Consider the following 25674-nt stretch of genomic DNA (forward strand, 5'->3'; position numbering starts at 1 on the left):
TTGTGTTTATCCCCGTTTTATACACAGGATGTTTGAGCAGATTTACTGTTTTCAAACGCTGACTCTACTAATGAAAGGTATTGATCTGCTGAATGCGTTTGTGCAAGTGGCTTCACCCAATGCGAAAGTACACCACCGCCGAACTCTTGTGATTGACCGATCCGTATAGGAATTCCAGCCAAATAGCACATATAAGCTAGGGGGTAGGGTGACTCTTTAGCGTTAGAAAAAATTACAGCCGCATCAAAAGCACATTGACGAAGCTGAGAAATCAAAGCTAACTCACACTCAGCATTGACAAAAATTTTTCCAGCACCTTCATACACCAACACCTCATCTACCCAAGGCATCTGTAAATCTATTTGGTTGCCATCCGCAGAAACCATCAACGTAATAGCAGCATTGGGAAGCAACTGGCGCAATCTTTTTAGTGCTGGAATTGTCAACCATAAATCCTCCTGACTACCCAACTGCATAACCAACACCCCGCCCACACCTTGCCAATCATCATGTAACATTAACTACCTCCTTGGTCAGTAGTTCTTCCACATGAGCCATTACCATTTCTCTCTGCGTCCTCCGCGCCTCTGCGGTTCCGATTACAACAGAATCAGAACACAAAACCCGATGAAGATCGCGATTTAGGGGTGCCCAACGATGTAACTCAGAATTAGTAAAAATGACAATACTCTTAACCCGTAAAGCAGCCGCTAAATGTGAAACTCCGGTATCATTACAAACTAGTAATGCAGTACTACTTAAAAGGGCAGCCATTGCACCTAAGCTAGTACGTCCCGCCAAATTAATTGGCTTTGTGCGCATCATAGCAGCAAGCGTTTGCGTTAAATTTGCTTCTGGTGCTGTGCCAGTAAGCACAATTTGAAAACCACGTTCAGCAATTGCATCAGCGATCGCCGCAAACTTTTCTACCGACCAACATTTTTCTGGTACACTTGCACCAGGATGTACGCATACATACTCGCCTTTTCGTAGACTGCTTGCTTCATCAATATTTTGCAATGACGAAAAGTCCTCTAGTGTTAAGGGAAATTCTAATTCGTCGCCTTGAAGTGGAATTCCCAAATATTCAATCAGGCGCAAGTGACGCCATACTTCTGGTTCGTTGGTTGGGTATGGTAAGAAGTAATCTGGATCAGGTTCGTAATTACCGGGTAGATAAAAACCAGCATTGACAGAAGCACCGAGCATTGTGGTAAAGGTATTGCTGACGATGCCACTGCCGTGCATTTGCAATGCTAAGTCAAAGCGTTGCTGCTGGACACTAGTCAAAAACTCAGGTAGTTTGTGGGGTGGTGAGATTTCAGGTATCCCTGGATATCCAGGAAATTCTAAAAATTCATCAAGGTAGTGGTTGAAGCGTTCCACAAAAGAACGCGCCCAAGGCATACCAATTAAGGTGATTTGAGCTTGAGGAAAAGCTGCTCTTAATGCCCGCCAAGCTGGTACAGCACAAAGTAAATCGCCCAATCCGGGAAGCGATCGCACTATGGCTATGCGAGCTATTGGTAGCTCTGTGAGTAGTTTTCTTTCGACCACACATTTAACCTCAAGGCGACTGTCTTAAGATTACTGAGTACCTACCTCTAGTTCATTGGGCATTTGCACAAATAATTTTTTCCTTTTACCAATTGCAATTGTGCAAATGCACAAAAAGTTTTTATTCTTTTGCTCTCAGCAGTTACTATACTCTGTATAAATTATACAAATGACGAACTGCTAGCCAAACAGCGGAAAGAAGACCCGCGAGGCTGAGGGTAAGTCCACTTATTGGGATTAATAATCCAAAAACTGGCAGTACAGCCCCAGTAATAGTACAGATGATCGCAGCTAGAGATGTACTCTGATTTTTTCCTAACCCCCATGCTAAAGATAGTAATATGAAAGAAATGGCAATCCAAGCTAGATGAGGACTCATGACGCGGCTAAGATAAGTTAAAGTCAACAGACAGGCAAAGAAGATAGCACCTGCGATCGCCACATTCTTAAAACTTATTGGTAGCGATAAATACAGTAATAATATCCACCACAGAAATAAAGCTGGTGCTAGCAATAGTAGACGGGGAAGGATACCTGTGTTCTGAATCGGATTCGTATTGGTGAACACTCCAAATGGGTTTTTCACAGAAACATTATCGTTAAATACCCAAGTAAATTGGGTGCTTTGTTTGTTACTTTTAATCTCATTAGGTATAATACCACTGGCAAAATCGGCATTGGGAAAGTTAGCAATTGCCGTTAGGCGGAAGTTAGAGAGCAACTGTCCTGAAGTGCTATAAACCCAACGCGGTCCTCCTTGAGCTTTGTAGGAAACTCGCAAGGTGGTTTCTTGCCCTGGTTGCAGGCGAAATCCAAAGTTATAGTCATCCGGTATTTTTGCTATGCTAGCACCTGAGCGCTCTACTTTGTAACTAGAAAGTAGCGTGTAGCCGTTAGGCGGCGGTGCAGAAAAGAAGAAATTGTCGATATTTTGAAGTGTATTAACAATTTTGTAGTCAGCAGTGTAATCAACACGATAAACCGCGCTGCGACCTTGAACATCGGTACTTTGGTCGAGTTGTACTTGAATCAGCGAACCTGCTAATGTTAGGTAGCGGTTTATATCTCGCCTGCCAGTGTATTTAACTAGCTTACCATTTATTTGAGTGGTGTATGTATAGGGTTCTTTAACAACGTAGCGCACTTGAGGTGCAGGTTGTTCTAGCTTGTCACCAGCAACACTCTGTGCGACTTGAGCTACCTTAGCCTGTTCCCAGTGGTGATACCGATTGCTCAAAGTTGAACATAGAAAAAATCCGCCCACCAGCAGAACTAATACTAGGGTTAAATGCTGCAATCCCCTCAGTAATTGTGAGTAATGAACTGCCCATTCGCCAACTATCACCTTTTGCTCTGGCTGATGGCGACGGAGGGAAAAATTTAATAGAGCGATCACAACTCCCAAAGCTATCACCAGCAGCACTATCAACAATGAAGCCTTAAGTATTTGGTTTCCAAATTGGAGCAGTTCAGCAGGGTGCGTTAGATCGGGTATCCCTGGAATACCTTGGGCAGATTCAGACATCGGTGAGTTTTTGAAGAATGTAGAAAAAGAGACACATCCAATCTATCAAATGTTTCTTGCCACTAGTGAAAGCGAACTACTCTTGATCTCACTCTCCAATTGAAATGTATACAATATTGTATTTGACCCAAATGCCGAGGTACAGAAGTGGGAGTTGCAAATGATTTAGTGTCGCAAGGTGTGCCTAATCAAGATATTGTACTAGCTTATCACTCACCATTTATGCGGCAATTTGATGGGTTTGCAGTTGGGTAATACCAGGGCTATTTCATTCTTCGGCACGCCGCTCGATGCTGAGAAATGCGAAGATTATGGCAGACTTTTAGGCAAGTTGAATCAATAAAACTAATACCCGTACATTGCCCAAAACAATGCTTCAAATAGACACACAAAGGTATTATTGTTGATGGTATCCATTCAATAAAACTTTGATATGAAGGGAGTGCGGGAAAAGCACTATTCCATTGCTGTTTCACGTGCTCCAAATAAAAATGCTTGAAATTGCGGTAATGATTTTAATGAAAAGCAATCAGTATTGTCATTATTTCACTCAAACATAGACTTTTCGCACGAATACGTTTTATTCCTCTGTGATTTAATAGCGAATTGCGCCATTGTGGTTCAAACGCTATACAGAAATCATCTACATCGCAAAACAAAGCTTCTAAACTAAACATAGGGCAGGTTGCTGAATCATCATGTTCTTTTCAGCTTACTACCTGTCCCTTTCCTTATCCAGAACTCAGGTTAAATTACTTCCCAGCTTTTGCCTGCATATATACATATTTTTTTCAAGGCTGATCTTTGCTCATTTTAATGCGTTTGCCCTGACAGCTAAACCCTTCGCAAGGCGAAACTCGCGTACAACATCTTTTACATCACGTAACTCGCCTTCAACTAAAGAATTAAGTTGTTGCATTTCGTCTGCTGAAATCTGTCCGATAAGTTGGGCGATCGCTTGCTTTAATTTTGGATATTTTTTCAAAGTTTCTTTACGTACAATCGGCGTTGCTTCGTATGGTGGAAAATAGTGCAAATTATCCTTTAGCACAGCCAAACCCAAGCGAGAAATTTGCCCGTCTGTGGAGTTACCATTTATCAAGTCTACCTCCTTTTGCAGGAGTGCGCGGTATATTAGTCCCGACTCCATAGTGCGAGGAGATTGACCAAAATGTAACCCGTAAGTTTTAGCCAATCCAGGAAAACCATCTTCTCTTTCCATAAATTCGTAGTTGAAACCGCCACGCCACTTAGAAGCATACTTAGCCGCGTCGGAAAGAGTTTGGATATTGTAACGCTTTGCATCTTCACCGCGTATGACCATGGCATAAGTATTTTCAAAGCCCAACGGTTTCATCACTTCTAAATTGAATTTTTTTGCATAACCTTGTTTGACCCTTGCATAGACTATCTTTGCATCGTTAATTACTTTTTGTTTTAGTATAACAGTAAAAGCTGTGCCTGTATACTCAATATAACTATCAATTTTGCCACTAGCGAGCGCTTGATGAGTGATTAATGCGCTAGTAAAGCGACGGCGATTAACTTTTAAATAAGTTACTTGTTCGATCTGTTGTGCCAATAGTTCGCTTAAAATATCTTGTTCAGTAAAACCTTTGGAAGCAACCACAATATCACCACCACTGCTACTATCTGATGTATACTTACAGCTAGTAAATAGCACAACTAACGCAAAAGTTAAAAAGCAAAAAGTTAAAAATTTCTTCATCGGTAAGAGGGAGCAGGGAGCAGGAGGGTGGAGGGGGGAAGGGGCAAAGGAGAAGAATTATATAGATGAATTGTTAGCTCGGAGGAGTCAGTACTGCTCAGGTGAGTGTTAGGATTTACGCATTGACAAAAATCCATCACCCAATGCATAAATGGGTTGCCGTCAAAACCAGCATCTACCCTTCACACAGAACGTAAAAAATAGCGTTGAGAATCTCCCAAACATCTACTTCTCTCGGACGAGCACCAGCTTTTGTTGCTGGAATTAAGGGTTCCATCAGTACACAAAAGCTCTTGGGTGAGGTTGGTGGAGTATGATTTACTCATGGTATCGAGCGTGGTGCTGTTGTCTTTACTTAATTAACAGCTTACGCCCTGATAGCTTTTTTACTCAATTGCGACTTTTCAAACATCCTCTTAATTTGGCGAGGCTATAAATGTCCAACTTGCCATATATGTTCCCACAAATATACTCGAATAATCTGCATGGCTATCGAAAACAAACCAGTCAGGTGTCGCCTTCTGCTGTCGAACCCTTTCATGCAAGCCAATTTGTAGAGATATATTCTCGTGAACAATTTTTGCTTTAGCAATTTTTAGCATTTTTTCTACTAATTTTTGCAGAACCTCTGCGCGAACAAACAGAGTGTGAGACGGATGGTCACCATAGCAAAAAGGTACGATGATGACGAGATATCCTTTATCACTTAGTATTTTATTTAGGCAGAACTCAATAATTTCTTGATCATCTTTTTGCTCTAGGGTTTCTTTATCAACGCTGTGAAATAGTAGCCCTGCCATAACAACTGTATCAAATTTTTTATTCTGAGCAGCAATTTCACCCAAGAAAATATTTAGATCTTTTGCAACAAACTTTCTATTTGGGTAAAGTTTTAAACAGTATTCAATAGCAGATTCAGAGTGATCAACTCCCAGGTATTTACATCGGTCAGGTAAATATTTGCATAAAGCTGCGTTACCGCATCCTAAATCCAATAGAGAAAACGGCTCTTTTTTAAAAGCGTTATCTAGAAAACTAGCTGTTGGTGTATACCGAGAAATGTTTTCAGGCGACTCAAAATAAGAATAATAGTCATCGTGGAAACGTTCTTCTTCAGATGTTTTCCGTTCAGGTGCATTATATTGCATGATAAAAACCTTACTGCTAGTAAACCCGAGAGTACGCCATGAAACTAAACTTGAACAACTACCAAAAGTAAGTTGACAAAACGTCGCTTGTTAATACCAAGTCGCGGTCTTATTGCCCACACCTGCCCGTCTACGTTGGTGTGGGATGAATGGGCGCACGCCTGTAGTGGTACTTGGTACTGGGTACTGGGGAAATGCTGCAAAATTTGTCAGGGTAATACCGAACACCATAATTTTTCGCGCTTTATTACCCAATCCCCAATCCCCAATCCCCAGTCCCCAGTCCCTTTTACGAACTGGTCAACTGCTAACAAGGGACGTCCTTGTGTTGGCATCTGTTTGATATACAACTGCATCAATTTCTGTCGTTGTAGTCTGCTATCTTGTAACGCTCTCAATTGCTGGGCCATTTGCGTCGAAAAACCGGAGACAGGGATAGATCTGCCAAACTGTATGCGTTACGGGTTAGCAATATAGCATCGGTTAGCTCAAAGGTGGCATCATGGGCTTTGCCTAAATGCCCGTATACTGCACGGGCGTAATTCTTGGAGTTTGGCTAGTTTCATATTGGCAGGTGAAAGTTTGTAGTTATTCTTTCAGCTTCTGCCAAAAGGGTGACTGTATTCAATCAGACCCCCTTTTTTCCTTTACATCTAGAGTTTAGTCTAACTGGAGTTTTGACTATATTCTTTTCCACCTCAACAGTAGATGGCAAAACAGCCCAGAGCGCGATCCTCCCACGCGATCGCGCTCGACCATCCTCAATACTGAAGAGCGAACGTTGCCTGGTTGCATGCAACAACCACAGACTCCTCTTCGCTTTTTTATACCTGTACTCAAGTTCCCTCTTTTAGTACATTTGAACTGTTATGGGAGTGACTACCGACTTTTAGTCTAAACTTCAGTTTTTACAGTTTGTGACAAATCAGGGCAAGGAAGTGCATACTGCACTAAATCTCCTTGCTCATTCCAAAATACTTTTATATGTGCCACTTATTTCAGATATTTATTTTAAACTTCAAGACTTTATTTTAAATGTACAATTAGGATGGTTTTTTGCAACTTTTTGCTTAGTATTATTCATTATACTAGCTATTTTTATTAGTCGTACAAGTTGTGCAATTGCCCAGGAACTTTACCCTAAAAGCGATCAAGTGGGAGACGGTATATCTTGTATGTAAGATTGAAATCGATCTCAATGTTCAATCTTGTAGTGTCAGCAAGTAATAGAGTGTGAGCAGCATGAACTTTCAGCAATTTGTTAAGCAAGGCTACTTTATCCTGAGACAGGATTGTCTTGACACAACCTTGGAATCAAGTGAACTGGAGAGGTTTCACCAAAATATAGTCTTCTTCCACAAAGCAATGAGGAAGTTTTTTGAGCGACCAACCCAAGAAAGACTTTTGTTCAAATCAGATCAACCTAAAGATCTAAGAGTATCGGGATATCGTTGTGGCTATTGGCCTAAAGACATATATCAGGATGAATATGAAGGCAAAAAGTTCCCACTTGAGTACTATCACTCTCGAAATTTCTATTCCAATGAACGTGATAACTTCTTTATTCCTGAGAATGGATTAGAGCCAAGCTGGAAAGATAACTTTGATGAATTACCTCATGAACAAGGCTATGAGATAGCTGGCTTTATAGATCGCCATATCCTTAAACCACTTCTGGAAAACTTAATTATCTATTTACAACCCAACAAGGTGCCATCCCTTATTCTTCAGGTTGGATCTACATATTATCGAGATAAGGTGATGCTAGGTATACATCGAGACAAAGGCTTTATCCAAAATATTGTTGGACCTGCATCAGGGTTAAGAATTCAACCAAGCAATAGTGCTACCCCTCAACCATTAACTCTTGATATTGGAGAAATACTCATTTATACAGGCTTTCAGTTTCAGGAGTATTTTGGGGGAATTCCTGCTCTTGACATTAAGCCCCTTTTGCATGAAGTTATAGCTGGTGAAGACAAAAGAATGAGTATTGTAGCTGCGGCTTACTTGAAGATATGAGGATACTGCTATGCTCCACTTTATATCTTTTGTGGGAAGTTATCATATCTTCCCTAGCATAGGCGCTATCTCCTCGAATAATAATTTTTACATTCTTCCATCGTCAACTGGAGTATTTTTGACTGGTGGAGTACACGAGGGCGTCTGTAGAAAACTGAAAGATACCGAACTCGAACAGCTTTTGTATCAACGATATCAAGAGCCAGGTTTCGTCATTGGTGGTACGAGCGCAGGTGTTCATGCAATATCAGACCAAATGATTGTAGAAAACAGTTGCTGTAAGCAAACTGCAAATGCCACTTGAGTCTATGCGCTTGAAAGTCATATGTAAAAACATAAGCACTATGGCAAGCTCTGGATATGGCTTGTTGCTCTATTGTAGTGATCAATTTCGTACCATAGCCAGTACCACGAATATTATCTGTAACCCATAAACTAGCTATATGCAACTATCCTAGACCAATTATCCCATCAATACCACCGACAATTTGGTTATCTTGGTCGCGTAGAAAAATCGTTAATGGTTCGTACTTATACTGACCCACCTTGGAAAAGTTATATTCAGAAATTTTCTGTTGCAGAAACTTCAAACTAGAAGGACTTGAATTGTGCTCACAAATAATTTTAAATTCACTCATGGCGATAGGGGTAACGCCCAAAGGATTTCTGAAAAATCAGTGAGAACAAAGGCGAAAATTAGAAGAATTTGCAAGAAACTAGCTGCCTCTGGGTTTCACACTGGAATGAAAACAGCATTTGTACTGAATGAGGCAGCAGGCGACCGATGAAAGAACGAAGCAGAATTAACAGACGTGAGTTTTTGAGAGGAGCGACGGCACTGGGATCGCTTGGCATGACAGGGATATTAGCAGCCCCAGCGATCGGCACACAATCAGCGGGACGTTTGCCCGGTTGCGGCGAGTTCGTGGTGCGGAATGCTTACGTAATGACGATGGATTCGGCACTCGGAGACTTGGCGAATGGTGACGTGCATGTGCGTAACGGCGAAATCGTTGCCGTTGGAACTAAGTTGGTTGCTCCAATGGCGGAGAATATTGAAGGACGAAACATGATTGTCTTACCGGGTTTGATTGATACTCACTGGCATCTGTGGACTTCCTTGTTACGTAGTTTGTCCGGCGACACAAAAGAGCGCGGTTACTTTCCCATCTCCAAGCTTCTGGGCAAAGCGTATACACCAGAGGATATGTATCAAGCAGTGCGGTTTGCTACGGCTGAAGCACTATTTTCAGGAATCACTACAGTACACGACTTTAATCACAATGTTCGCACCCTGGATTACGCACAAGCGGCTATGCGTGCGCTAACAAACGCGGGCATTCGCGCCCGTTTCTCTGATGGCTACTATCAAGGTCAGCCGTCAGAAGAAGCCACTCACTTTGGCAGTATTGCCAGTTTACAACGCGAATGGATTACAGACTCTAAAAATAATTTACTGTCACTTGGATTTGCCCCGCGTGAGGTTTCTGTCTATAAGACGTACCGTCGCGATTGGGAAATGGCACGTAAAATGGAACTTCCGATCACGGTTCACGCCAATTCTTCGCCTAGTGAAGCAGGGGAAATTCAACTGATGTCAAAACAAGGATTGCTGGGAAAAGACGTGCAAAACATCCATGCAACAGTGGTGACTCGTGCTGAAGTTGAGCAATTGGTAAACAGTGGTACATCGGTTAGCCTAACACCCTTTACAGAGATGCGTGGTGGATTCGGCTTTCCTACGATTGGGGAGCTTCTTGCGGCTGGCGTACTGGTTAGCTTAGGGGTAGACACGACAGCATTGGCGGGTAAGGCGGATATGTTTGCCATTATGAAAGCGATTCAAAGTGTCGGCATTTTAAAACGGAACGGTCAGCTTACGGCGTTAAACGTTGAGCAATTAATCCGAGAAGCCAGAGATTCACTAGCCACCCTGCGCCGTCGTGCGAATATTTAAAGCGATATCCTGTGTCTTGGCAGTTCGTTAAAATTAATAACACCACTTACACAAAAGGACTAACAAAAATGGTCACTCAAGTACCATCACCAACCCAAAAAGACATAATATACCCCGAAAGCGACGGACAGCCAATGGCAGATAACACCATACAATTTGAGTTAATTGTTTTTGTCAAAAAGAATTTTGATCTACTGTATGCCAATAACCCTAACGTGTTCGTTGCAGGAGACTTATTGTGGTATCCCATTGAAGGCAATAACAATAAGCGCCGAGCGCCTGATGTTATGATAGTATTTGGCAGACCAAAAGGAGACAGAGGTTCTTACCTACAATGGAAAGAAGATAACATTCCGCCACAAGTGGTGTTTGAAATTCTCTCTCCCGGTAATACACCTAAAGAAATGATTGCTAAATATAAGTTTTATGAGCGCCATGGTGTGGAAGAATATTACTTGTACGACCCAGATACAAATGAATTGGCAGGTTGGTTAAAATCTGGTGACGAATTAGTAGAAATAGAGCAAATAGAAGGTTGGGTAAGTCCTCGCTTGGTCACACGCTTTGAGGTTTCCAATGGTAAACTAGAAATTTATCGTCCCGATGGACAGCCGTTTGTTACTTATGAAGAACTAGCTCAAGCAGTAGAACAAGCTCAAGCAGAAGCAGAGCAAGAACGACTTCGCGCACAACAAGCTCAAGTAGAAGTAGAGCAAGAACGACTTCGCGTACAACAAGCCCAAGAGCAGTTGCAAGCTCTGCGCGCCTTACTTCGACAGCGGGGTATTAATCCGGACGAACTATGAACCCACAATTGCTGTAAAAACTTTAAAGGTTAGCTTTAACTGGGAGCGCAATCACAAACTCAGTCCCCTCGCCTATGGTGGAGTTAACCTCTATTGTCCCTCCATGTTGTTCCACCACAATTTGACGGGCGATCGCCAATCCCAATCCTGTGCCTTTACCTACGCCTTTAGTGGTAAACAGATGATCGAAAATTTTCTGTTTCACCTCAGCAGCCATGCCAATTCCATTGTCTTGAATGCGGATAAGGACGGACTGGCATTCGGTACCATCTCGCGAACAATCATTTGAAAGTTCAGTTTTAATTGTAATCCGGTTGGGCTGAGCTTGAATCTCTCTAAAGCTGCGTCCAGTATTTGATTCTTCCAAAGCATCAATAGCGTTAGCAAGAATATTCATAAATACCTGATTTAGTTGTCCGGGGAAGCATTCCATGGAAGGGATATTCCCGTAATCAGTGACAACTTCAATTGCAGGTCGAGATTCCGAAGCTTTAAGGCGATGTTTGAGAATCAAAATGGTACTATCGATACCCTCATGAATATTTGCACTGACTTGATGATTGAGATCGGCTCGGGAAAAAGTGCGGAGGCTGGTACTGATACTGTTGATCCGATCGCACCCCAGTTTCATAGAGTCAATCATCTTTGGCAGGTCACACATAAGATAGTCTACATCAATTTCTTCAGCATGGTTAGCAATGTCGGCTGGTGATGCTTGAGTGCGATACAAGTTTAGATGTTCCACTAAGTCTCTAACAGTTTGCTGAGCTTCATTCAAGTTACCAGAAATGAAGCCCACAGGATTATTAATCTCGTGTGCCACCCCGGCGACCAGATTTCCTAAGGCTGACATCTTCTCACTTTGAATCAGCTGTAGTTGAGTTTGTTGCAATTGTTGCAAAGCATTTTCTAGTTCCTCTGCTTTTTGATGCAACTGAATTTCAGCCTGCTTGCGTTCTGTAATATCATCTGCCAGTGAAGCAACCCCAATTAACTCGCCATCCGCATTCACTAGCGCGTTATTATACCATAAGCAAATGATAGTTTTGCCATCTTTCGTCACATTTTCGTTGATATTGTAGTTGCCGCCTTGCTCCAATATAATTTTGATTGAGACTTGAGCAATATGTTCTTGAATACTTTCAGGAACTAGGAACTGGAAGTGACGACCCAAAGCTTCTTCTGTCGTGTAGCCAAAGATTCTTTCTGCCGCAGGGTTCCAGTGAACGACATTGAAATTGATATCCCACTCGATTACTGCTAGTGGAGTTTGTTGAATCAATAACTGTAGTCTTTGTTGGGATGCTTGCAGTTCTGTTAGGGATTGTTTCAACTGCTGAGCGTAAATTTGTGACTCTTGATAAAGACGAGCATTTTCAAGAGAAATGGCGGCTTGAGTACACAGAAAGCTAGTGACTAAAAGGCGATCGCGACTGAAAACCCCCTTTGTGAAGCGATGTTCTAAATACAACACTCCCACCAAACTGCTTTGATTGAGTATGGGCATACATAATACGCTTTGGGGCTGGTGCAATAGCATGTATTCACCTATCACTTCAGGAATGTCTATTTTGCCATCGTCAATTATGACTGTTTTTTGTGTCCTTTTAACGTACTGAATCAGCCGCACTGGAACCAAACTTGCGCCGTCGAGGGGTATGGTGTACTCTTGGGTGATAAACGACTCACTGACCGATTCGAGCCTAGTGACAGCGCTGATTTCCCATTGATCAAACCTCGGCAGCAATAGTACACAGGTTTCTGCTCCAGAATTTTCCAAAATAATCTGCGTCAGGTTGCGGATGAGTTCTTCTAGCTGGATAGTGCTGGAAATGGCTTGGGCAGCTTTTAGTATGCTTGTAAAATCGAATACATCAGTAAAGCTGGTACTAGAAATTGAAGACAAGCTAAGGCTTGAAGGATGGGTAAAGGTAGCGAGGGTTTCGAGGGGATTGAAGCTAGATTTGGGTTGTTTCAAGATCGGCTGGAGCAACTGGGGGTAGCGAGTTTCCAAATCGGCAATTTTAGCTAATGCTCCCCATCGGGCATAGCCGTAATAAGCTTCCTGCAAGTAGCCAGCGGCAACTTTTTGTTTACCCCAGTTCAGATAGAACTTAGCTGCCAGTTCATTGCTAAGGGCTTCTTCGTTAACGTATTCGTGTTCCTTGGCAAGGGCGACGGCGCGATCGTAGAGGTCGATCGCCTCCATGCGCTTACCAGAAATTTGTGCCATTTCAGCAGATAGCAACAGATATCGATGTAAAAAATTTTCCGGGCAATTATCTGCCCAATTTTTCATCATTTGCTGATGCTGTTGTAGAACTTCCCAATACTGTTTTTTCTGTTCTAATGTAGCAGAAGGATAGAGCGCTGCTAGACTCAGTGGATAATAGAAGTAATACTGAATAATTGGAAAAAATCCAGAGTTTGCTGCTAGCGTTTCCTCTGCATCTTCTGCGGCTTTAACTGCATCTGAATAACGACCATAAAGATAAGCTAGCTGTAGTTTGAGAAAAAAGTACCAGTTAATTCCATGCTCAAAGTTATGCTTTTGTCGCCAAATTTCTATATAGGGGACATTCTGGTCATTTTGATTGTTTTTATCGTACAATAAATCTGTGGTTTTATTAATACCTTGTAGGTGTAATAAAAACTGCTGTTGTAAAGTAAATGCATAGATCATATTTACATCGTTAGACTGCTGTACGTAGGTCAGATATTTTTCTGTTTCTGCATATATATCGGCTAAGTACCTACCTTGAATTAACATTGCCCAAATAATAAATGAAACTGCCCAAACACCAAACACTATATTTCCAGTTTCTTGTGAGATTTGAAATGATTTATAAGAAATAGGTAAATTTGTTTTTAAATGCTGATTATAGGGATTAATGGTGTGTGCAAATATATTATTAGTTTTAGGTATGAATTGAGTGCTATTAAAGTGAAAATCAAGTTTTAGCCCTAGTTTACCGAATTCGTAAGCAGTTTGGTAATTACCTTGATTTGCCAGACTCATACCATAAAGGCAGTAAGCAAAACCAGAACTTTCTGCGTTACCATATTTTAAAGATAAATTGATCATCAATAGGGGAACCAGGTAACTGAGATCAGAATTTCCTTCCATGTAAGCTGATGCCCAAAGATCAGCTAAAAGACTCATACAGACCTTTTTAACTGGATCTGTCATTTCAGGTAGATTGAATAAATCTGCCGGACGAAACCCTTCAAGATTAACCTGCAATTTTTGAAGTTCAGTTTCGATGGCAGCCTGCTGAGCTTGAGAAATGACTGGTAAGTTCATCCCCATGATGCTCAAACCTTTTAGTCCAGCTTCAATGGCAGCTGCAATATTTTCACCTTGAGTCATTTTCAAGTACATTTGAATGCCATAAATTTCTGCCAGATCAAACTTATCTTGGGTCTTATTCAAGGCAAATTCAAACAGTTTCTCAGCCCGCTCAAAATTGCCAATTAAATATTCGCACTCTGCACATTCACGATGTAATTTCAAAGTAAGATTATAGTTAAGCAAATTATTATCAGATAGTAATTCTAGACCTATTGTGAAGTATTTAACAGCTGCTTTATAAGCAGTAGAAACTTTTGCTTTCTTTCCGGCAATTAAATTGAGTTGAGCTAGTTTATTTTTTTCCAATGGTTGAGTAATAAGGTTGATGCCCGCATTCAATTGATTCACAATATCAAAAATACTGGTTTCAATCTCTTCGGGCGATTTATTTTGTAGCAGTAATTGTCCAATTTTTAGGTGAGTGGCTTTTTTCTGAGTTTCAGGAATTAAAGAGTAAGCAGCTTGTTGAACGCGATCGTGCAAAAACTTGTAGGAAGCAATGGGTGTAGTTTGCTGTTCAGTGATTTGTTGCTGATAAAACTTATACACATGACTTTGAGGAATCACCATACCTTCTTGCAAAGCTTTCCACAAAACTGCTGCTGTTTTCATCTCCATTTGTTCAGAAACAATCGCTAGAGTTGCTAAATCAAACTGGTTGCCAATGCACGCCGCTAGCTTTAGGACATTCTGAGTAGCAACTGGCAATTTCTGCAGTTGAAGTGCCATGAATTCCACTACATCATCGGTTAAAGAAAGCGATCGCACTTGTGTGATGTCACACTGCCAATGTCCAGCTTGAGCATCAAACTCAATCCATCCATCTTCATGCAGCGCCTTAAGAAACTGCGTACTAAAAAAGGGATTCCCTTTCGTTTTTTGATGAATCAAGTCGGTGAGGGGTTTTGCAACTGGTTTTGCACATTTAAGCGTATCAGCAATCAGGGCATTTAAACTTGATGGACTCAGGGAAGTCAGAGTTATGATGTTCACTGTGGCAGAGAGTTTCTTAAGTTCTTCTAGCATCAACATCAATGGATGAACTGGTGAAACCTCGTTATCACGATAGGCGCCAATTAGTAGTAAATACCCTACTCCTAAATTGCTCATCAACACCTGCATCAGATTTAATGAAGCCGAATCCGCCCACTGTAAATCATCTAAGAATATCACTAACGGATGCATTGGTGTGGTGAACACCTGAATGAACTTTTGGAACAGTAGATTAAAACGATTTTGAGCGGCAGAGCCTGTAAGTTCTGGTACTGGGGGTTGTTCTCCGACAATCTGCTCCAACTCAGGAATTACTTCAATAATTACCTGGGCATTTTCCCCCAAGGCTACCATGATATCAGTTTTCCACTGCATCAATTGAGCATCAGCTTGAGTGAGCAATTGTGCCATCAAATCCCGCAACGCTTGCACAAAGGCAGATAGAGGCATGTTGCGATTGAACTGATCGAACTTGCCTTTGATGAAGTAGCCCCTCTGCCGCACAATGGGCTTGTGGACTTCGTTAACTATCGCAGTTTTACCAATGCCAGAAAAACCACCCACCAGCATCAGTTCTGTTGTGCCTTCACTGACGCGCTCAAATGCTGCTAACAACTTTTGTACTTCTACTTCACGCCCGTAAAGCTGTTCGGGAATATTGAAGCGATCGCACACATCCTGCTGTGCCAATGGAAACTGGGCAATTGTCCCTGTTTCCTGCCATGCTGACTGACAACACTCCAAATCATATTTTAGTCCCAAGGCATTCTGATAGCGATCCTCCGCGTTCTTCGCCATGAGCTTGGCAACGATCTCTGAGAGTATGGGAGGTACTAATGGGTTTACTTGAGCTACTGGCAATGCTAACCTAGCAATGTGACAATGCATTAATTCCATCGGATCATCTGCTACAAACGGCAGTTGCCCCGTCAACAGTTCATAGAATGTCACACCTAAGGAATAAAAATCGCTGCGGTAGTCAATCCCTCGGTTCATCCTTCCGGTTTGTTCCGGCGACAGATAGGCAAGAGTGCCTTCAAGAAAATTAGGATTGTGGATTTCTTGGGTTTCTTTAGGTAACAATGAGGAAATGCTGAAGTCAATTAGCTTTACGTGTTTTGTTTGCGGCTGAATCAAAATATTGGCAGGTTTAAGATCTTTGTGAATTACCCGGTGGCGATGCAGATCTGAAAGTGTCTGTGCCAGTTGCACTGCGATGATCACAAAGTCTGAGATACTCAGGGGGATTGGGCGCTCAGTCTCTGCTGCTAGTTGTTTGATATAATTCGACAAGGAAATGCCGCCCACATCCTCCATCACCAAAACATAGCCCTGACGATACTGCTCCAGTGCCAATATTTTGACTACACCATTAACTGCCAAATTTTGAGCAATTACGTACTGGTTGCGAAATCTGACTAATTCTCCAAAAGTTGGGTATTCATCCCGCAGCAGTTTGAGGACGACCGGATACTGGTCAGCTTGGCGAATGGCTTGATACACTAGTGTGCGCGTCCCGGCATATAACTGATTTGTGGTGCGATAACCTGGTAAATCAATAGTGACGCTCGTCATTGCCAATCCTCAAAGTAAACTGCCTTAAATCTCTTTCTTAGAGTACCCAGTTTCGTAAGAAAATTTACAGCTATGATTTGGGAGTAGCCCGTCTTATACCAATTCGTAATTCGTAATTCGTAATTTCAACTGAGAAACCCAGTCTAGATCAGGGTTATGGGATCTGAATCTGTTGCTGGATTTTAGAGAATTGGTCTGAGACTTTGCCTCTTCGTTAAAATTAATAAAACTACTTACTCAAAAACGATCAAGAGAAATTTATCTGTGTAAACTGTGAAAGAAATTAATCTAAAAATAGAAAATAATACTAATCGGTTAGACCGCTACCTTTCGGAAAATTTACCAGAGTTATCGCGATCACGTATTCAGCAGTTAATCGAACAGGGGAACCTCCAACTCAACGGCAAAGTTTGTACATCGAAGAAGATTAGCGTTAAAGCAGGCGATCGCATCGCCCTACAAATACCAGAAGCCGAACCTCTAAAACTCCAACCAGAAAACATCCCCCTAGACATCCTCTACGAAGACGACTCCCTACTAATTCTTAACAAACCTGCTGGGTTAGTCGTTCATCCTGCACCAGGTCATCACGATGGTACATTGGTTAATGCTATCTTAGCTCATTGCCCTAACTTACCAGGAATTGGGGGAGTACAACGTCCGGGAATTGTCCATAGATTAGATAAAGATACAACAGGAGCAATCGCGATCGCCAAAACAGAACTTGCTCATCAACATTTGCAAGCTCAACTTAAAGCTAAAACTGCAAGAAGAGAATACTTAGGAATTGTCTACGGCGCACCCAAAACAGAAAGCGGTACTATTAACTTACCCATTGGTCGTCATCCAGTTGACCGTAAAAAAATGGCTATTGTTCCTGTGGAAAAAGGCGGAAGAGATGCTGTTACTCATTGGCAAGTTAAAGAACGTTTGGGTAACTACACATTAATGCACTTTCAGCTAGAAACAGGACGTACTCATCAAATTCGCGTTCACAGCACCCAAATTAATCATCCCATTGTCGGCGATCCTATTTATGGTTCTGGTCGTTCAGTAGGGGTAAATTTACCTGGGCAAGCACTCCACGCTCATGTACTCAAGTTGCTACATCCCGTTTCAAAACAGTGGATTGAGGTGACTTCCCCGCCTCCCCAAACATTCACAACTCTGTTAGAAGTTCTCCGCAAACGAGCTGCCATCCCAGTTGTGCCTTAGATTGCCATCGCCTTGGCGCAATGATGGGGGCAGGGGGGATACGAAAACAAATTTCAAAAACTGGCAGAAGTATTTTTCCGTTATTTCTTCAATAATCTTTACAAATCTGCCTGTGTTGTAGATGCAAGGTGTAACCTAAATATGTTGTGGTTTTTGAGTTTGGACAAATCTTAAGACAATCTAAAACTCCATAAATTGCGTTATTGATGGCATACTTGTTAAGTAGTGTTAAGGAAAAATCAGCCTTTTCTCACGTAAACCCCTTATATGTTAAGGATTTGGGGCTTTTCTTATTGGTAGCTCTCATTTCTTCATAATTTGTAACAAATAATGCCCCAATAGCGTTGTATAAACATAATCTGGAGGGGTTAATTAACAGACAAAAGTTAAACAAGGCAATCAATTCGTAAAGTTTGCCAGTTTCTCATAAAATCACTCCAACTTCTCATAATTTCTTGTTCATGTGTTAACAAGGAAATATGAAACGAGTTGAGAAACAGTTTTATACGGAGTCTGTTTTTAGACCGTTCCAAAATGATAAAACATAACTAGTTTTAATCAAGACAGCACTCAACTAAGGAATTAGGAGATAGAGTCCATGTTAGACGCATTTGCAAAGGTGGTTTCTCAAGCTGACTCCAGAGGTGAGTTTCTTTCCACCGAGCAACTGGATGCTTTGACCAGAATGGTACAGGACGGCAACAAGCGCCTGGATACCGTTAACCGCATCACCAGCAATGCTTCCTCCATCGTTACCGACGCTGCTCGCTCTTTGTTTGAAGAAGAACCCAATCTAATTGCTCCTGGTGGTAACGCTTACACCAACCGTCGCATGGCAGCTTGCCTCCGCGACATGGAAATCATCCTGCGCTATGTTACCTACGCTGTTATGGCAGGTGATGCTAGCGTTCTTGATGACCGTTGCTTGAACGGCTTGCGTGAAACCTACCAAGCTTTGGGTACTCCTGGTTCTTCAGTAGCAAAAGGCGTTCAGAAGATGAAGGACGCTGCAATCAGACTTGCTAACGATCCTAACAATATCACCAAAGGCGATTGCAGCCAATTGATGTCTGAAGTTGCTAGCTACTTTGATCGCGCAGCAGCAGCAGTTGCTTAATTAACACAAACAGAGCACGCATAACCGATAACTCGGTAAAAAGTTAATAAAAACAAGGAGATTGTAAAAAATGAAAACACCAATTACCGAAGCAATTGCAGCTGCTGATACCCAAGGACGTTTTTTAAGCAACACCGAACTACAAGCAGTTAACGGTCGCTTCGAGCGCGCTGCTGCTAGCATGGAAGCTGCTCGTGCTTTGACTCAAAACGCTCAGCGTTTGATTGACGGTGCTGCTCAAGCTGTGTACCAAAAGTTCCCCTACACCACTCAAATGCAGGGACCTCAGTACGCTGCTGATTCTCGTGGTAAGTCCAAGTGCGCTCGTGACATTGGTCACTACCTGCGCATGGTAACCTACTGCTTGGTAGCTGGTGGCACAGGTCCAATGGACGAGTACCTGATTGCAGGTTTGGATGAAATCAACCGCTCCTTTGAATTGTCTAACAGCTGGTACGTTGAAGCTTTAAAGTACATCAAACAAAACCACGGTGTAACAGGACAAGCTGGTAACGAAGCCAACACCTACCTTGATTACGCAATCAACGCTCTAAGCTAGATGGCGTATTGCCCGGAGAGGGATGCAAGTGCTGGATGAAATCATTTAGCAGTTGAATCTCGTTCCGGGCATCGTTTTATCTCGGAAATAGATAAGAAATATTTATCAAAGCACGTTGTGGAAAGCAGCCTACGTAGTGCAAATAAATAGGGAGAAATATTCATGGCGATTACAGCAGCAGCATCTAGGCTGGGAACAGAGGCTTTTAGCGAGTCACCAAGAGTGGAACTGCGCACTAACGGCAGCAAAGAAGAAGTAGAAGCGGTAATTCGCGCTGTTTATCGGCAACTCTTAGGTAATGACTATTTGATGGCATCGGAACGCCTCACAAGTGCAGAATCACTTTTGCGGGATGGAAATCTAACGGTGCGGGAGTTTGTACGCAGCGTTGCTAAATCAGAACTTTACAAAAACAAGTTTTTCTACAACAATTTCCAAACCCGGTTTATTGAACTCAACTACAAGCATTTGTTAGGTCGCGCTCCTTACGATGAGTCAGAGGTAAGCTACCACAATGACTTGTATCATAACCAAGGGTATGATACCGAAATTGACTCTTACATAGATTCTGTAGAATACCAACAGAACTTCGGTGATAATATAGTACCCTACTATCGCGGTTTTGAAACTCAACCAGGACAGAAAACAGCAGGCTTTAACCGAATGTTCCGCTTATACAGGGGTTACGCGAATAGCGATCGCGCTCAGGTAGAAGGGAAAAATCCACGTTTGGCACGCGAGTTGGCAACGAATACAGCGAACACAATCGTAGGACCTTCTGGTAGCAACCAAAACTGGAATTTCCGTGCATCTAGTGATGTAGCACCGCAGAAGAATCTGGGCAATGCAGTGGGAATCGGCGATCGCGTTTATCGCATTGAAGCAACCGGACTTCTCAGCCCTGGCTACCCCAAAGTCCGTCGCAGCAGCACTGCTGTATTTGTACCCTATGAGCGTCTTTCAGACAAGCTACAACAAATTCAGCGCCAAGGCGGCAAGATCGTCAGCATTACACCAGCATAATAGGGAATGGTTAATTGTTAATGGTTAATGGTTGATAGCAATTAACAATTAACCATTAACAATAATTTAGTAACTAATATTAAAGGAGAAAAGGATGTTCGGTCAAACCACAGTTGGAACAGGTGGCATTTCTAGTGCAAGCAGCCGGATGTTTCGTTACGAAGTCGTAGGCTTGCGGCAAAACGAAGAAACAGACAAGAATAACTACGAAATTCGCAACAGTGGTAGCGTGTATGTTACGGTGCCATATAGCCGGATGAACGAAGAAATGCAGCGGATTACCCGTCTGGGTGGTAGAATTGTCAAAATTGAGCCTTTGACAGCTGAATCAGCACTTAAACCAGATAGCGAATCTCACCAGCAGAACTAACGTTACCGCGCAATGACAGAACCGATTGCAGAAGAAGATTCTGCATTAGCAGATGCGCCGCAACTAACACCCAGTGATGCGATCAAAAACCTGCGTTCCTCAGATTTAAGTCTCCGCTATTATGCCGCTTGGTGGTTGGGTAAGTTCCGCGTCAGTTCCCCAGATGCTGTAGATGCACTAATTGCAGCGTTAGAAGATGAAGCCGACAGAACAGAAATGGGCGGCTATCCCCTGCGCCGTAATGCCGCAAGAGCACTGGGAAAATTGGGCAACGCTAAAGCCATACCAGGCTTAATCAAGTGCTTGGAATGTTCCGACTTCTATGTACGAGAGGCAGCAGCTCAGTCTCTGGAATTGCTCCGCGCTTCCTCCGCTGTACCTGCACTAATGCAATTACTAGATGGAGGTGTAGCAAATGCGGTACAAGTTCCCGGACGCCCACACCTAATCCAACCATATGAAGCGGTACTAGAAGCCTTAGGAGCAATTAATGCAACTGAGGCTATTGGGCTAGTTAAACCTTTTTTAGAGCATCCACTACCACGGGTGCAGTGCGCCGCAGCAAGAGCAATGTATCAACTGACACGAGATACTGCCTACGCAGAGCGTCTAGTGAAAATGTTGAACAGCAGCGACTTGAAATTGCGCCGTGTTGTCTTGGGGGATTTGGGTGCAATAGGGTATATAGGAGCAGCAGAGGCGATCGCTAATGCTAGAGTGGAAAATAGCTTCAAGTTATTCGCCCTCAAAGGCTTGCTCTTGGATCAACTTCAAGAGCAAGCACTGCCAAACCTAACTGATAACGCCATTCGGGTAATGACAATTATGGATTCGCTGTTGTAGTTCTATGACTGAAATCCAACAATTAATTCATGCCGTAAATAGCGCAGATGCACCAGCGCGAATGGTAGCAGCGGTGGAAAAATTGGCAGCAGCACTAGATGAAGCGGCAATTCCTACCTTAATAGCCGTATTTGGCTATAACAACCCAGGGGCGGCAGGGGTTGCGGCTGCTGGGTTGATGGCGTTGGGAGAAGTAGCCGTGCCACAATTACTAGCGCAAATAGATGAGTACAACTATGGTGCAAGGGCTTATTCGATTCGTACTTTAGCTGCGATCGCCGATCCCCGTGCCCTAGATGTACTACTTGCAGCAGCTCGGAGCGACTTTGCTCCCAGTGTGCGCCGTGCCGCCGCTTCGGGACTTGGTTCCTTACGTTGGCATCTTCTGGATGAGCCACAACGCCAAACAGCACTAGAGTTAGTCTTAGAAACCTTACTTTTGGTTTCACAAGACTCAGACTGGTCAATTCGTTATGCTGCTATTGTCGGTCTGCAAGCCCTCTTGAAAATACCACAATTGTACGCGCCCATACTCGCTAGATTCAAAGAAATGCAGGCATTAGATGCCGATCTGGCAGTGTGCGCCCGCGTGCAACTAGCAATGGCTAAGAGCTAATGGCTAATGGCTAATAGTGACAATTAACAATTAGCAATTAGCAATTAGCAATTCCCATTCCCCATATCATTAAACGAGATTAAAAATGTCAATACCACTGCTTGAATTTACACCAACCTCGCAAAATCAGCGTGTTGAAGGCTACGAAGTACCAAGCGAAGACACACCGACAATTTATCGGTTGACAGATACCTCCTCAGTTGCAGATATTGACGAGATCATCTGGGCTGGATATCGGCAAATTTTCAGCGAACACCTAATTCTAGAAAATTATCGCCAACCTTTCCTGGAATCTCAACTACGCAACCGAGCAATTACCGTTCGCGATTTCATTCGGGGATTAGGTAAGTCTGAAGTATACCAGAGACTCGTAGGTGAAACCAACGACAATTATCGCTTAGTTGACATCAGTTTTAAAAGGTTTTTAGGACGCGCTAGCTACGGTAGAGATGAGCAAATTGCTTGGTCGATTGTGATCGCCACAAAGGGATTGCACGGTTTTATTGATGCCTTAGTAGATAGCGAAGAATACCGCCAGAACTTTGGCAATGACATTATACCTTTCCAGCGCCGCCGTTTCAAAGACCGTCCCTTTAACTTGGTTAACCCCCGCTATGCTGATTACTGGCGCAATCGCCAATTAGGACAGTACCTAGAAGGTCGTTCCTTCTATAAAGTTGTCCTTACAGGAGAATCAGCACAACGAGGAGTGCGACAAGCAATCCCCGACACCTTTTTGGCAATGGCAGCTGCGATCGCACCTGGTGGAATTAACTACCAGCGCACAAGCGATCAAGCTAGAAACTACGCCTCAAGTGTTCAGATTCCTGATATGACTCGCGAATCTGCTCCCCCTCCAACTGTCAAACCCACAGAAGTCGCTTTACCATATCGTTACATTCCTGGCAACCCTAAAGTTTAGTCATTAATTATGAGTCATTAGTAAACCACTTTTGACTTTGGACAAATGACAAATGACAAATGACAAAGGACAAATAACCATGTCAATACCCCTACTACAATACAAACCCAGTTCCCAAAATCAGCGCGTTGCTGGTTATGAAGTGCCAAGCGAAGATACTCCCAGAATTTATCGTCTAGAAGATTCTCCCACTGATAGTGACATACTCGAATTAATTTGGGCAGCCTATCGGCAAGTTTTGAGCGAACACGAAATCTTGAACTTCTACCGCCAGACAAATTTAGAATCCCAACTGAAAAACCGAGCCATTACTGTTCGTGACTTCATCCGGGGTTTGGCGAAGTCAGAAAGTTTCCGGCGTTTGGTAGTGGAGACAAACTCTAACTACCGCGTTGTAGAAATTTGCTTGAAGCGTTTATTGGGTCGTGCGCCTTATAATAAGGATGAAGAAATTGCTTGGTCAATTAAAATTGCTACCTTAGGCTTTGGTGGCTTTGTGGATGCAATAGTTGACAGCGAAGAGTATCTCACTAACTTTGGGGAAAATACAGTTCCCTACCAACGTCGTCGCTTTAAAGATCGACCTTTTAATCTAGTAACACCTCGCTACGGTAATTACTGGCGTGATAAGGAAGAAAGCGATCGCTACAAATGGGGCGATATCAATAACTTCTTGGATATGGCGAAATCTATCCAAATTAGGACAGTTAACTACACACCAGTTAACCTTGCCAGCATCGAAATTCCTGATACAACACGGAATACTCAGCCACAAGGTACTCCTGTTTCCATCAGCCCCAGTGCAAGTTTCCCAATTAGATAAATAAATCCATTCAAATGAGGGAAAATAGTTAAATAATAAGGAGGAAAAAATTAGTATGGCATTGCCACTACTTGAATACAAACCCAGCAGTCAAAATCAGCGAGTCAAAAGCTTTGGCAAAGCTGACTTGAATGAAGATACACCCTATATCTACCGTACAGAAGATGTCAGTTCTTACACTGATATTGAAAACATCATTTGGGCAGGATATCGCCAAGTTTTTAGTGAGCATGAGATTCTCAGATTCAATCGCCAAAAGAATCTTGAATCTCAACTCAAAAATGGCTCAATTACAGTCCGCGACTTTATTCGTGGATTAGCCAAATCTGAGGCTTTCTACCGCTTAGTTGTCTCTGTAAATAACAACTACCGCTTAGTAGACATCTGTCTACGACGTTTGTTAGGTCGTTCGGCTTACAATAAGCAAGAAGAAATTGCTTGGTCAATTGTAATTGGGACAAAGGGCTTTGGCGGTTTCGTTGATGCCTTAGTTGACTCTCAAGAGTATACTGACAACTTTGGCGACAACACTGTACCTTACCAACGTAAGCGTATGGAAGGACGTCCGTTCAACTTGATAACTCCTCGCTACGGCGAAGACTTCCAAGAAAAAGCAGGTACTGTCACCACTGATTGGCGCTTTACCTTGGAAAAATTCTACTCCAACAAGTCTAAAGAACGACGACTTGCAGAAGGCGATCCTCGCAAGTACGCTGACATGGCTGCTTCGATTGATGCTAAAGGTAATTATGCTCAACGTGTTTCCGCGTTTGACATTGATTACTTAAACCTTGTGCCTTCCCGTGGTGGTAGACGCTAACACCGCTGCGCGAAAGTCAATCATACTTACATTTTCCGCTTTTGCACCATAAAGCTTAAGTTTATACTGGGTCTAGTCTCCGCTTGTTTAAGTAAAAAGTAAAAAGAGAATATTTTTCTTTCTTTTACCTTTTAACTTTTGCTTATTCTAAGTAGAGATTAGACCCAGTAAATTAACCAAGAAAAATTTCTTCTAAAAACGGATAAAATCTTTGCGCTAGAAGCTCTAATTTTTCGCCAATCTCACGAGGAGAGTTCATTTTATATCCCTTGCCATTAACCCAATCATAAGTGTCGGCTGGAATATAATTTAAGTGAGACATTCCCGTTTTGCAGTAACTAGACACTGTTAAAGTTTTCATTTTTGGAAAAAACCTCACCCGAAAATTTTCCGAAAAATGCTTTTTACTTTTGAATGTCAAAATCAAATTATTATTACCAATTTTTTGAGACAGTAACTGGAATTGAGTTTTGGGAAAAGCTAAAGCCGCAATGTTAGCAATAACTGTCTTAAACTCAGGCTCGATAATCACTTCCATACTCTTGTGCTGGGAAATTTTATTTTTTTACTTGATTTTTTAAAGTTATCATCCCTTAGAGAGATGTTTGGTGATCTTTAAAAAATCTTCCATTTCTTGTTTTCTTCATATTTAAACTCAGTTTAAAACTGAAAGATATATATCTTTAAGAAAATTAAGGTTTA

Annotated in this window: 24 protein-coding genes and 1 pseudogene; 15 read left to right on the top strand and 10 right to left on the bottom strand. The window is 42.4% G+C overall.

Annotated elements, in window-relative coordinates; all coding sequences use genetic code 11:
* Nucleotides 1–17 precede the first annotated feature (17 nt).
* From ICL16_RS35255 to ICL16_RS35265, 3 genes are all read right to left on the bottom strand, one after another.
* Nucleotides 18–518 (bottom strand): glycosyltransferase family 9 protein, encoded by a 501-nt coding sequence (locus ICL16_RS35255; protein WP_238361097.1) that lies wholly within the window; start codon nucleotides 516–518, stop codon nucleotides 18–20.
* Nucleotides 508–1557, bottom strand: a complete 1050-nt coding sequence (locus tag ICL16_RS35260; protein WP_190836234.1) for a glycosyltransferase family 9 protein — start codon at nucleotides 1555–1557, stop codon at nucleotides 508–510. The genes ICL16_RS35255 and ICL16_RS35260 overlap by 11 nt, the downstream gene beginning before the upstream one ends.
* 145 nt (nucleotides 1558–1702) lie before the next feature.
* A complete protein-coding gene (locus ICL16_RS35265) occupies nucleotides 1703–3082 on the bottom strand; it encodes a hypothetical protein (RefSeq protein WP_190836235.1) in 1380 nt (459 codons plus the stop codon).
* Between the two features lie 147 nt (nucleotides 3083–3229).
* Here ICL16_RS35265 and ICL16_RS35270 point away from each other — a divergent pair, with 147 nt between their 5' ends.
* Nucleotides 3230–3337 (top strand): element excision factor XisI family protein, encoded by a 108-nt coding sequence (locus ICL16_RS35270; protein WP_190836236.1) that lies wholly within the window; start codon nucleotides 3230–3232, stop codon nucleotides 3335–3337.
* A gap of 32 nt (nucleotides 3338–3369) precedes the next feature.
* Here the strand turns inward: ICL16_RS35270 and ICL16_RS47890 are convergent.
* From ICL16_RS47890 to ICL16_RS35285, 3 genes and pseudogenes are all read right to left on the bottom strand, one after another.
* Nucleotides 3370–3759, bottom strand: a pseudogene (locus tag ICL16_RS47890) (transposase); the annotation flags it as partial.
* 131 nt (nucleotides 3760–3890) lie between these two features.
* Entirely contained in the window at nucleotides 3891–4811 is a 921-nt protein-coding gene (locus tag ICL16_RS35280; RefSeq protein ID WP_190836237.1) for a glycine betaine ABC transporter substrate-binding protein, read from the bottom strand.
* Nucleotides 4812–5227: 416 nt separating this feature from the next.
* Nucleotides 5228–5959: a class I SAM-dependent methyltransferase gene (locus tag ICL16_RS35285; protein WP_190836238.1), complete on the bottom strand. Its 732-nt coding sequence runs from the start codon at nucleotides 5957–5959 to the stop codon at nucleotides 5228–5230.
* A 1242-nt stretch (nucleotides 5960–7201) separates the two neighbouring features.
* On the opposite strand from ICL16_RS35285, the gene ICL16_RS35290 reads away from it, so the two are divergent.
* Both ICL16_RS35290 and ICL16_RS35295 read left to right on the top strand, forming a co-directional pair.
* Complete coding sequence (locus ICL16_RS35290) at nucleotides 7202–7981, top strand: hypothetical protein (RefSeq protein WP_190836239.1); 780 nt, start codon at nucleotides 7202–7204, stop codon at nucleotides 7979–7981.
* Between the two features lie 10 nt (nucleotides 7982–7991).
* Nucleotides 7992–8285 carry a Type 1 glutamine amidotransferase-like domain-containing protein gene (locus ICL16_RS35295; protein ID WP_190836240.1) on the top strand — a complete coding sequence of 98 codons (294 nt, stop codon included), beginning with the start codon at nucleotides 7992–7994 and terminating at the stop codon, nucleotides 8283–8285.
* Here the strand turns inward: ICL16_RS35295 and ICL16_RS47895 are convergent.
* Both ICL16_RS47895 and ICL16_RS35305 read right to left on the bottom strand, forming a co-directional pair.
* Complete coding sequence (locus tag ICL16_RS47895) at nucleotides 8194–8430, bottom strand: GNAT family N-acetyltransferase (protein ID WP_190836241.1); 237 nt, start codon at nucleotides 8428–8430, stop codon at nucleotides 8194–8196. The genes ICL16_RS35295 and ICL16_RS47895 overlap by 92 nt on opposite strands.
* Complete coding sequence (locus ICL16_RS35305) at nucleotides 8431–8619, bottom strand: hypothetical protein (protein ID WP_190836242.1); 189 nt, start codon at nucleotides 8617–8619, stop codon at nucleotides 8431–8433. It abuts the gene before it with no gap.
* Between the two features lie 146 nt (nucleotides 8620–8765).
* Between ICL16_RS35305 and ICL16_RS35310 the strand changes: the two genes are divergently transcribed.
* Together ICL16_RS35310 and ICL16_RS35315 are read left to right on the top strand one after the other, a co-directional pair.
* Nucleotides 8766–9938: an amidohydrolase family protein gene (locus ICL16_RS35310; protein ID WP_190836243.1), complete on the top strand. Its 1173-nt coding sequence runs from the start codon at nucleotides 8766–8768 to the stop codon at nucleotides 9936–9938.
* Nucleotides 9939–10006: 68 nt separating this feature from the next.
* Nucleotides 10007–10744 (top strand): Uma2 family endonuclease, encoded by a 738-nt coding sequence (locus tag ICL16_RS35315; RefSeq protein ID WP_190836244.1) that lies wholly within the window; start codon nucleotides 10007–10009, stop codon nucleotides 10742–10744.
* Nucleotides 10745–10766: 22 nt separating this feature from the next.
* Here the strand turns inward: ICL16_RS35315 and ICL16_RS35320 are convergent, their stop codons facing one another.
* Nucleotides 10767–16664, bottom strand: coding sequence for an AAA family ATPase (locus tag ICL16_RS35320; protein ID WP_190836245.1), 5898 nt, complete (start codon nucleotides 16662–16664; stop codon nucleotides 10767–10769).
* Nucleotides 16665–16937: 273 nt separating this feature from the next.
* On the opposite strand from ICL16_RS35320, the gene ICL16_RS35325 reads away from it, so the two are divergent.
* The 10 genes from ICL16_RS35325 (at nucleotide 16938) to ICL16_RS35370 (ending at nucleotide 24972) form a co-directional block, all read left to right on the top strand.
* Nucleotides 16938–17879, top strand: coding sequence for an RluA family pseudouridine synthase (locus tag ICL16_RS35325; RefSeq protein ID WP_190836246.1), 942 nt, complete (start codon nucleotides 16938–16940; stop codon nucleotides 17877–17879).
* 598 nt (nucleotides 17880–18477) lie between these two features.
* Nucleotides 18478–18996: a phycocyanin subunit beta gene (locus ICL16_RS35330; protein WP_190836247.1), complete on the top strand. Its 519-nt coding sequence runs from the start codon at nucleotides 18478–18480 to the stop codon at nucleotides 18994–18996.
* A 70-nt stretch (nucleotides 18997–19066) separates the two neighbouring features.
* Nucleotides 19067–19555 carry a phycocyanin subunit alpha gene (gene cpcA, locus ICL16_RS35335; protein WP_190836248.1) on the top strand — a complete coding sequence of 163 codons (489 nt, stop codon included), beginning with the start codon at nucleotides 19067–19069 and terminating at the stop codon, nucleotides 19553–19555.
* Nucleotides 19556–19717: 162 nt separating this feature from the next.
* On the top strand, nucleotides 19718–20578 hold the full coding sequence (locus ICL16_RS35340) for a phycobilisome linker polypeptide (RefSeq protein ID WP_190836249.1): 861 nt from the start codon (nucleotides 19718–19720) through the stop codon (nucleotides 20576–20578).
* 94 nt (nucleotides 20579–20672) lie between these two features.
* A complete protein-coding gene (locus ICL16_RS35345) occupies nucleotides 20673–20948 on the top strand; it encodes a phycobilisome linker polypeptide (RefSeq protein ID WP_190836250.1) in 276 nt (91 codons plus the stop codon).
* Between the two features lie 12 nt (nucleotides 20949–20960).
* Entirely contained in the window at nucleotides 20961–21791 is an 831-nt protein-coding gene (locus ICL16_RS35350; protein ID WP_190836251.1) for a HEAT repeat domain-containing protein, read from the top strand.
* Nucleotides 21792–21795: 4 nt separating this feature from the next.
* The gene (locus ICL16_RS35355) at nucleotides 21796–22407 is read left to right on the top strand and encodes a HEAT repeat domain-containing protein (RefSeq protein ID WP_190836252.1); all 612 of its coding nucleotides are present in this window, start codon (nucleotides 21796–21798) and stop codon (nucleotides 22405–22407) included.
* A gap of 85 nt (nucleotides 22408–22492) precedes the next feature.
* A complete protein-coding gene (locus ICL16_RS35360; RefSeq protein WP_190836253.1) occupies nucleotides 22493–23329 on the top strand; it encodes a phycobilisome rod-core linker polypeptide in 837 nt (278 codons plus the stop codon).
* A gap of 79 nt (nucleotides 23330–23408) precedes the next feature.
* Nucleotides 23409–24152: a phycobilisome rod-core linker polypeptide gene (locus tag ICL16_RS35365; RefSeq protein WP_190836254.1), complete on the top strand. Its 744-nt coding sequence runs from the start codon at nucleotides 23409–23411 to the stop codon at nucleotides 24150–24152.
* 55 nt (nucleotides 24153–24207) lie between these two features.
* Nucleotides 24208–24972, top strand: coding sequence for a phycobilisome rod-core linker polypeptide (locus ICL16_RS35370; RefSeq protein ID WP_190836255.1), 765 nt, complete (start codon nucleotides 24208–24210; stop codon nucleotides 24970–24972).
* A 172-nt stretch (nucleotides 24973–25144) separates the two neighbouring features.
* Here the strand turns inward: ICL16_RS35370 and ICL16_RS35375 are convergent, their stop codons facing one another.
* Nucleotides 25145–25510 carry a hypothetical protein gene (locus ICL16_RS35375; RefSeq protein ID WP_190836256.1) on the bottom strand — a complete coding sequence of 122 codons (366 nt, stop codon included), beginning with the start codon at nucleotides 25508–25510 and terminating at the stop codon, nucleotides 25145–25147.
* Nucleotides 25511–25674: the final 164 nt, after the last annotated feature.

Source organism: Iningainema tapete BLCC-T55 (assembly GCF_014698965.1).
GTDB lineage: Bacteria > Cyanobacteriota > Cyanobacteriia > Cyanobacteriales > Nostocaceae > Iningainema > Iningainema tapete.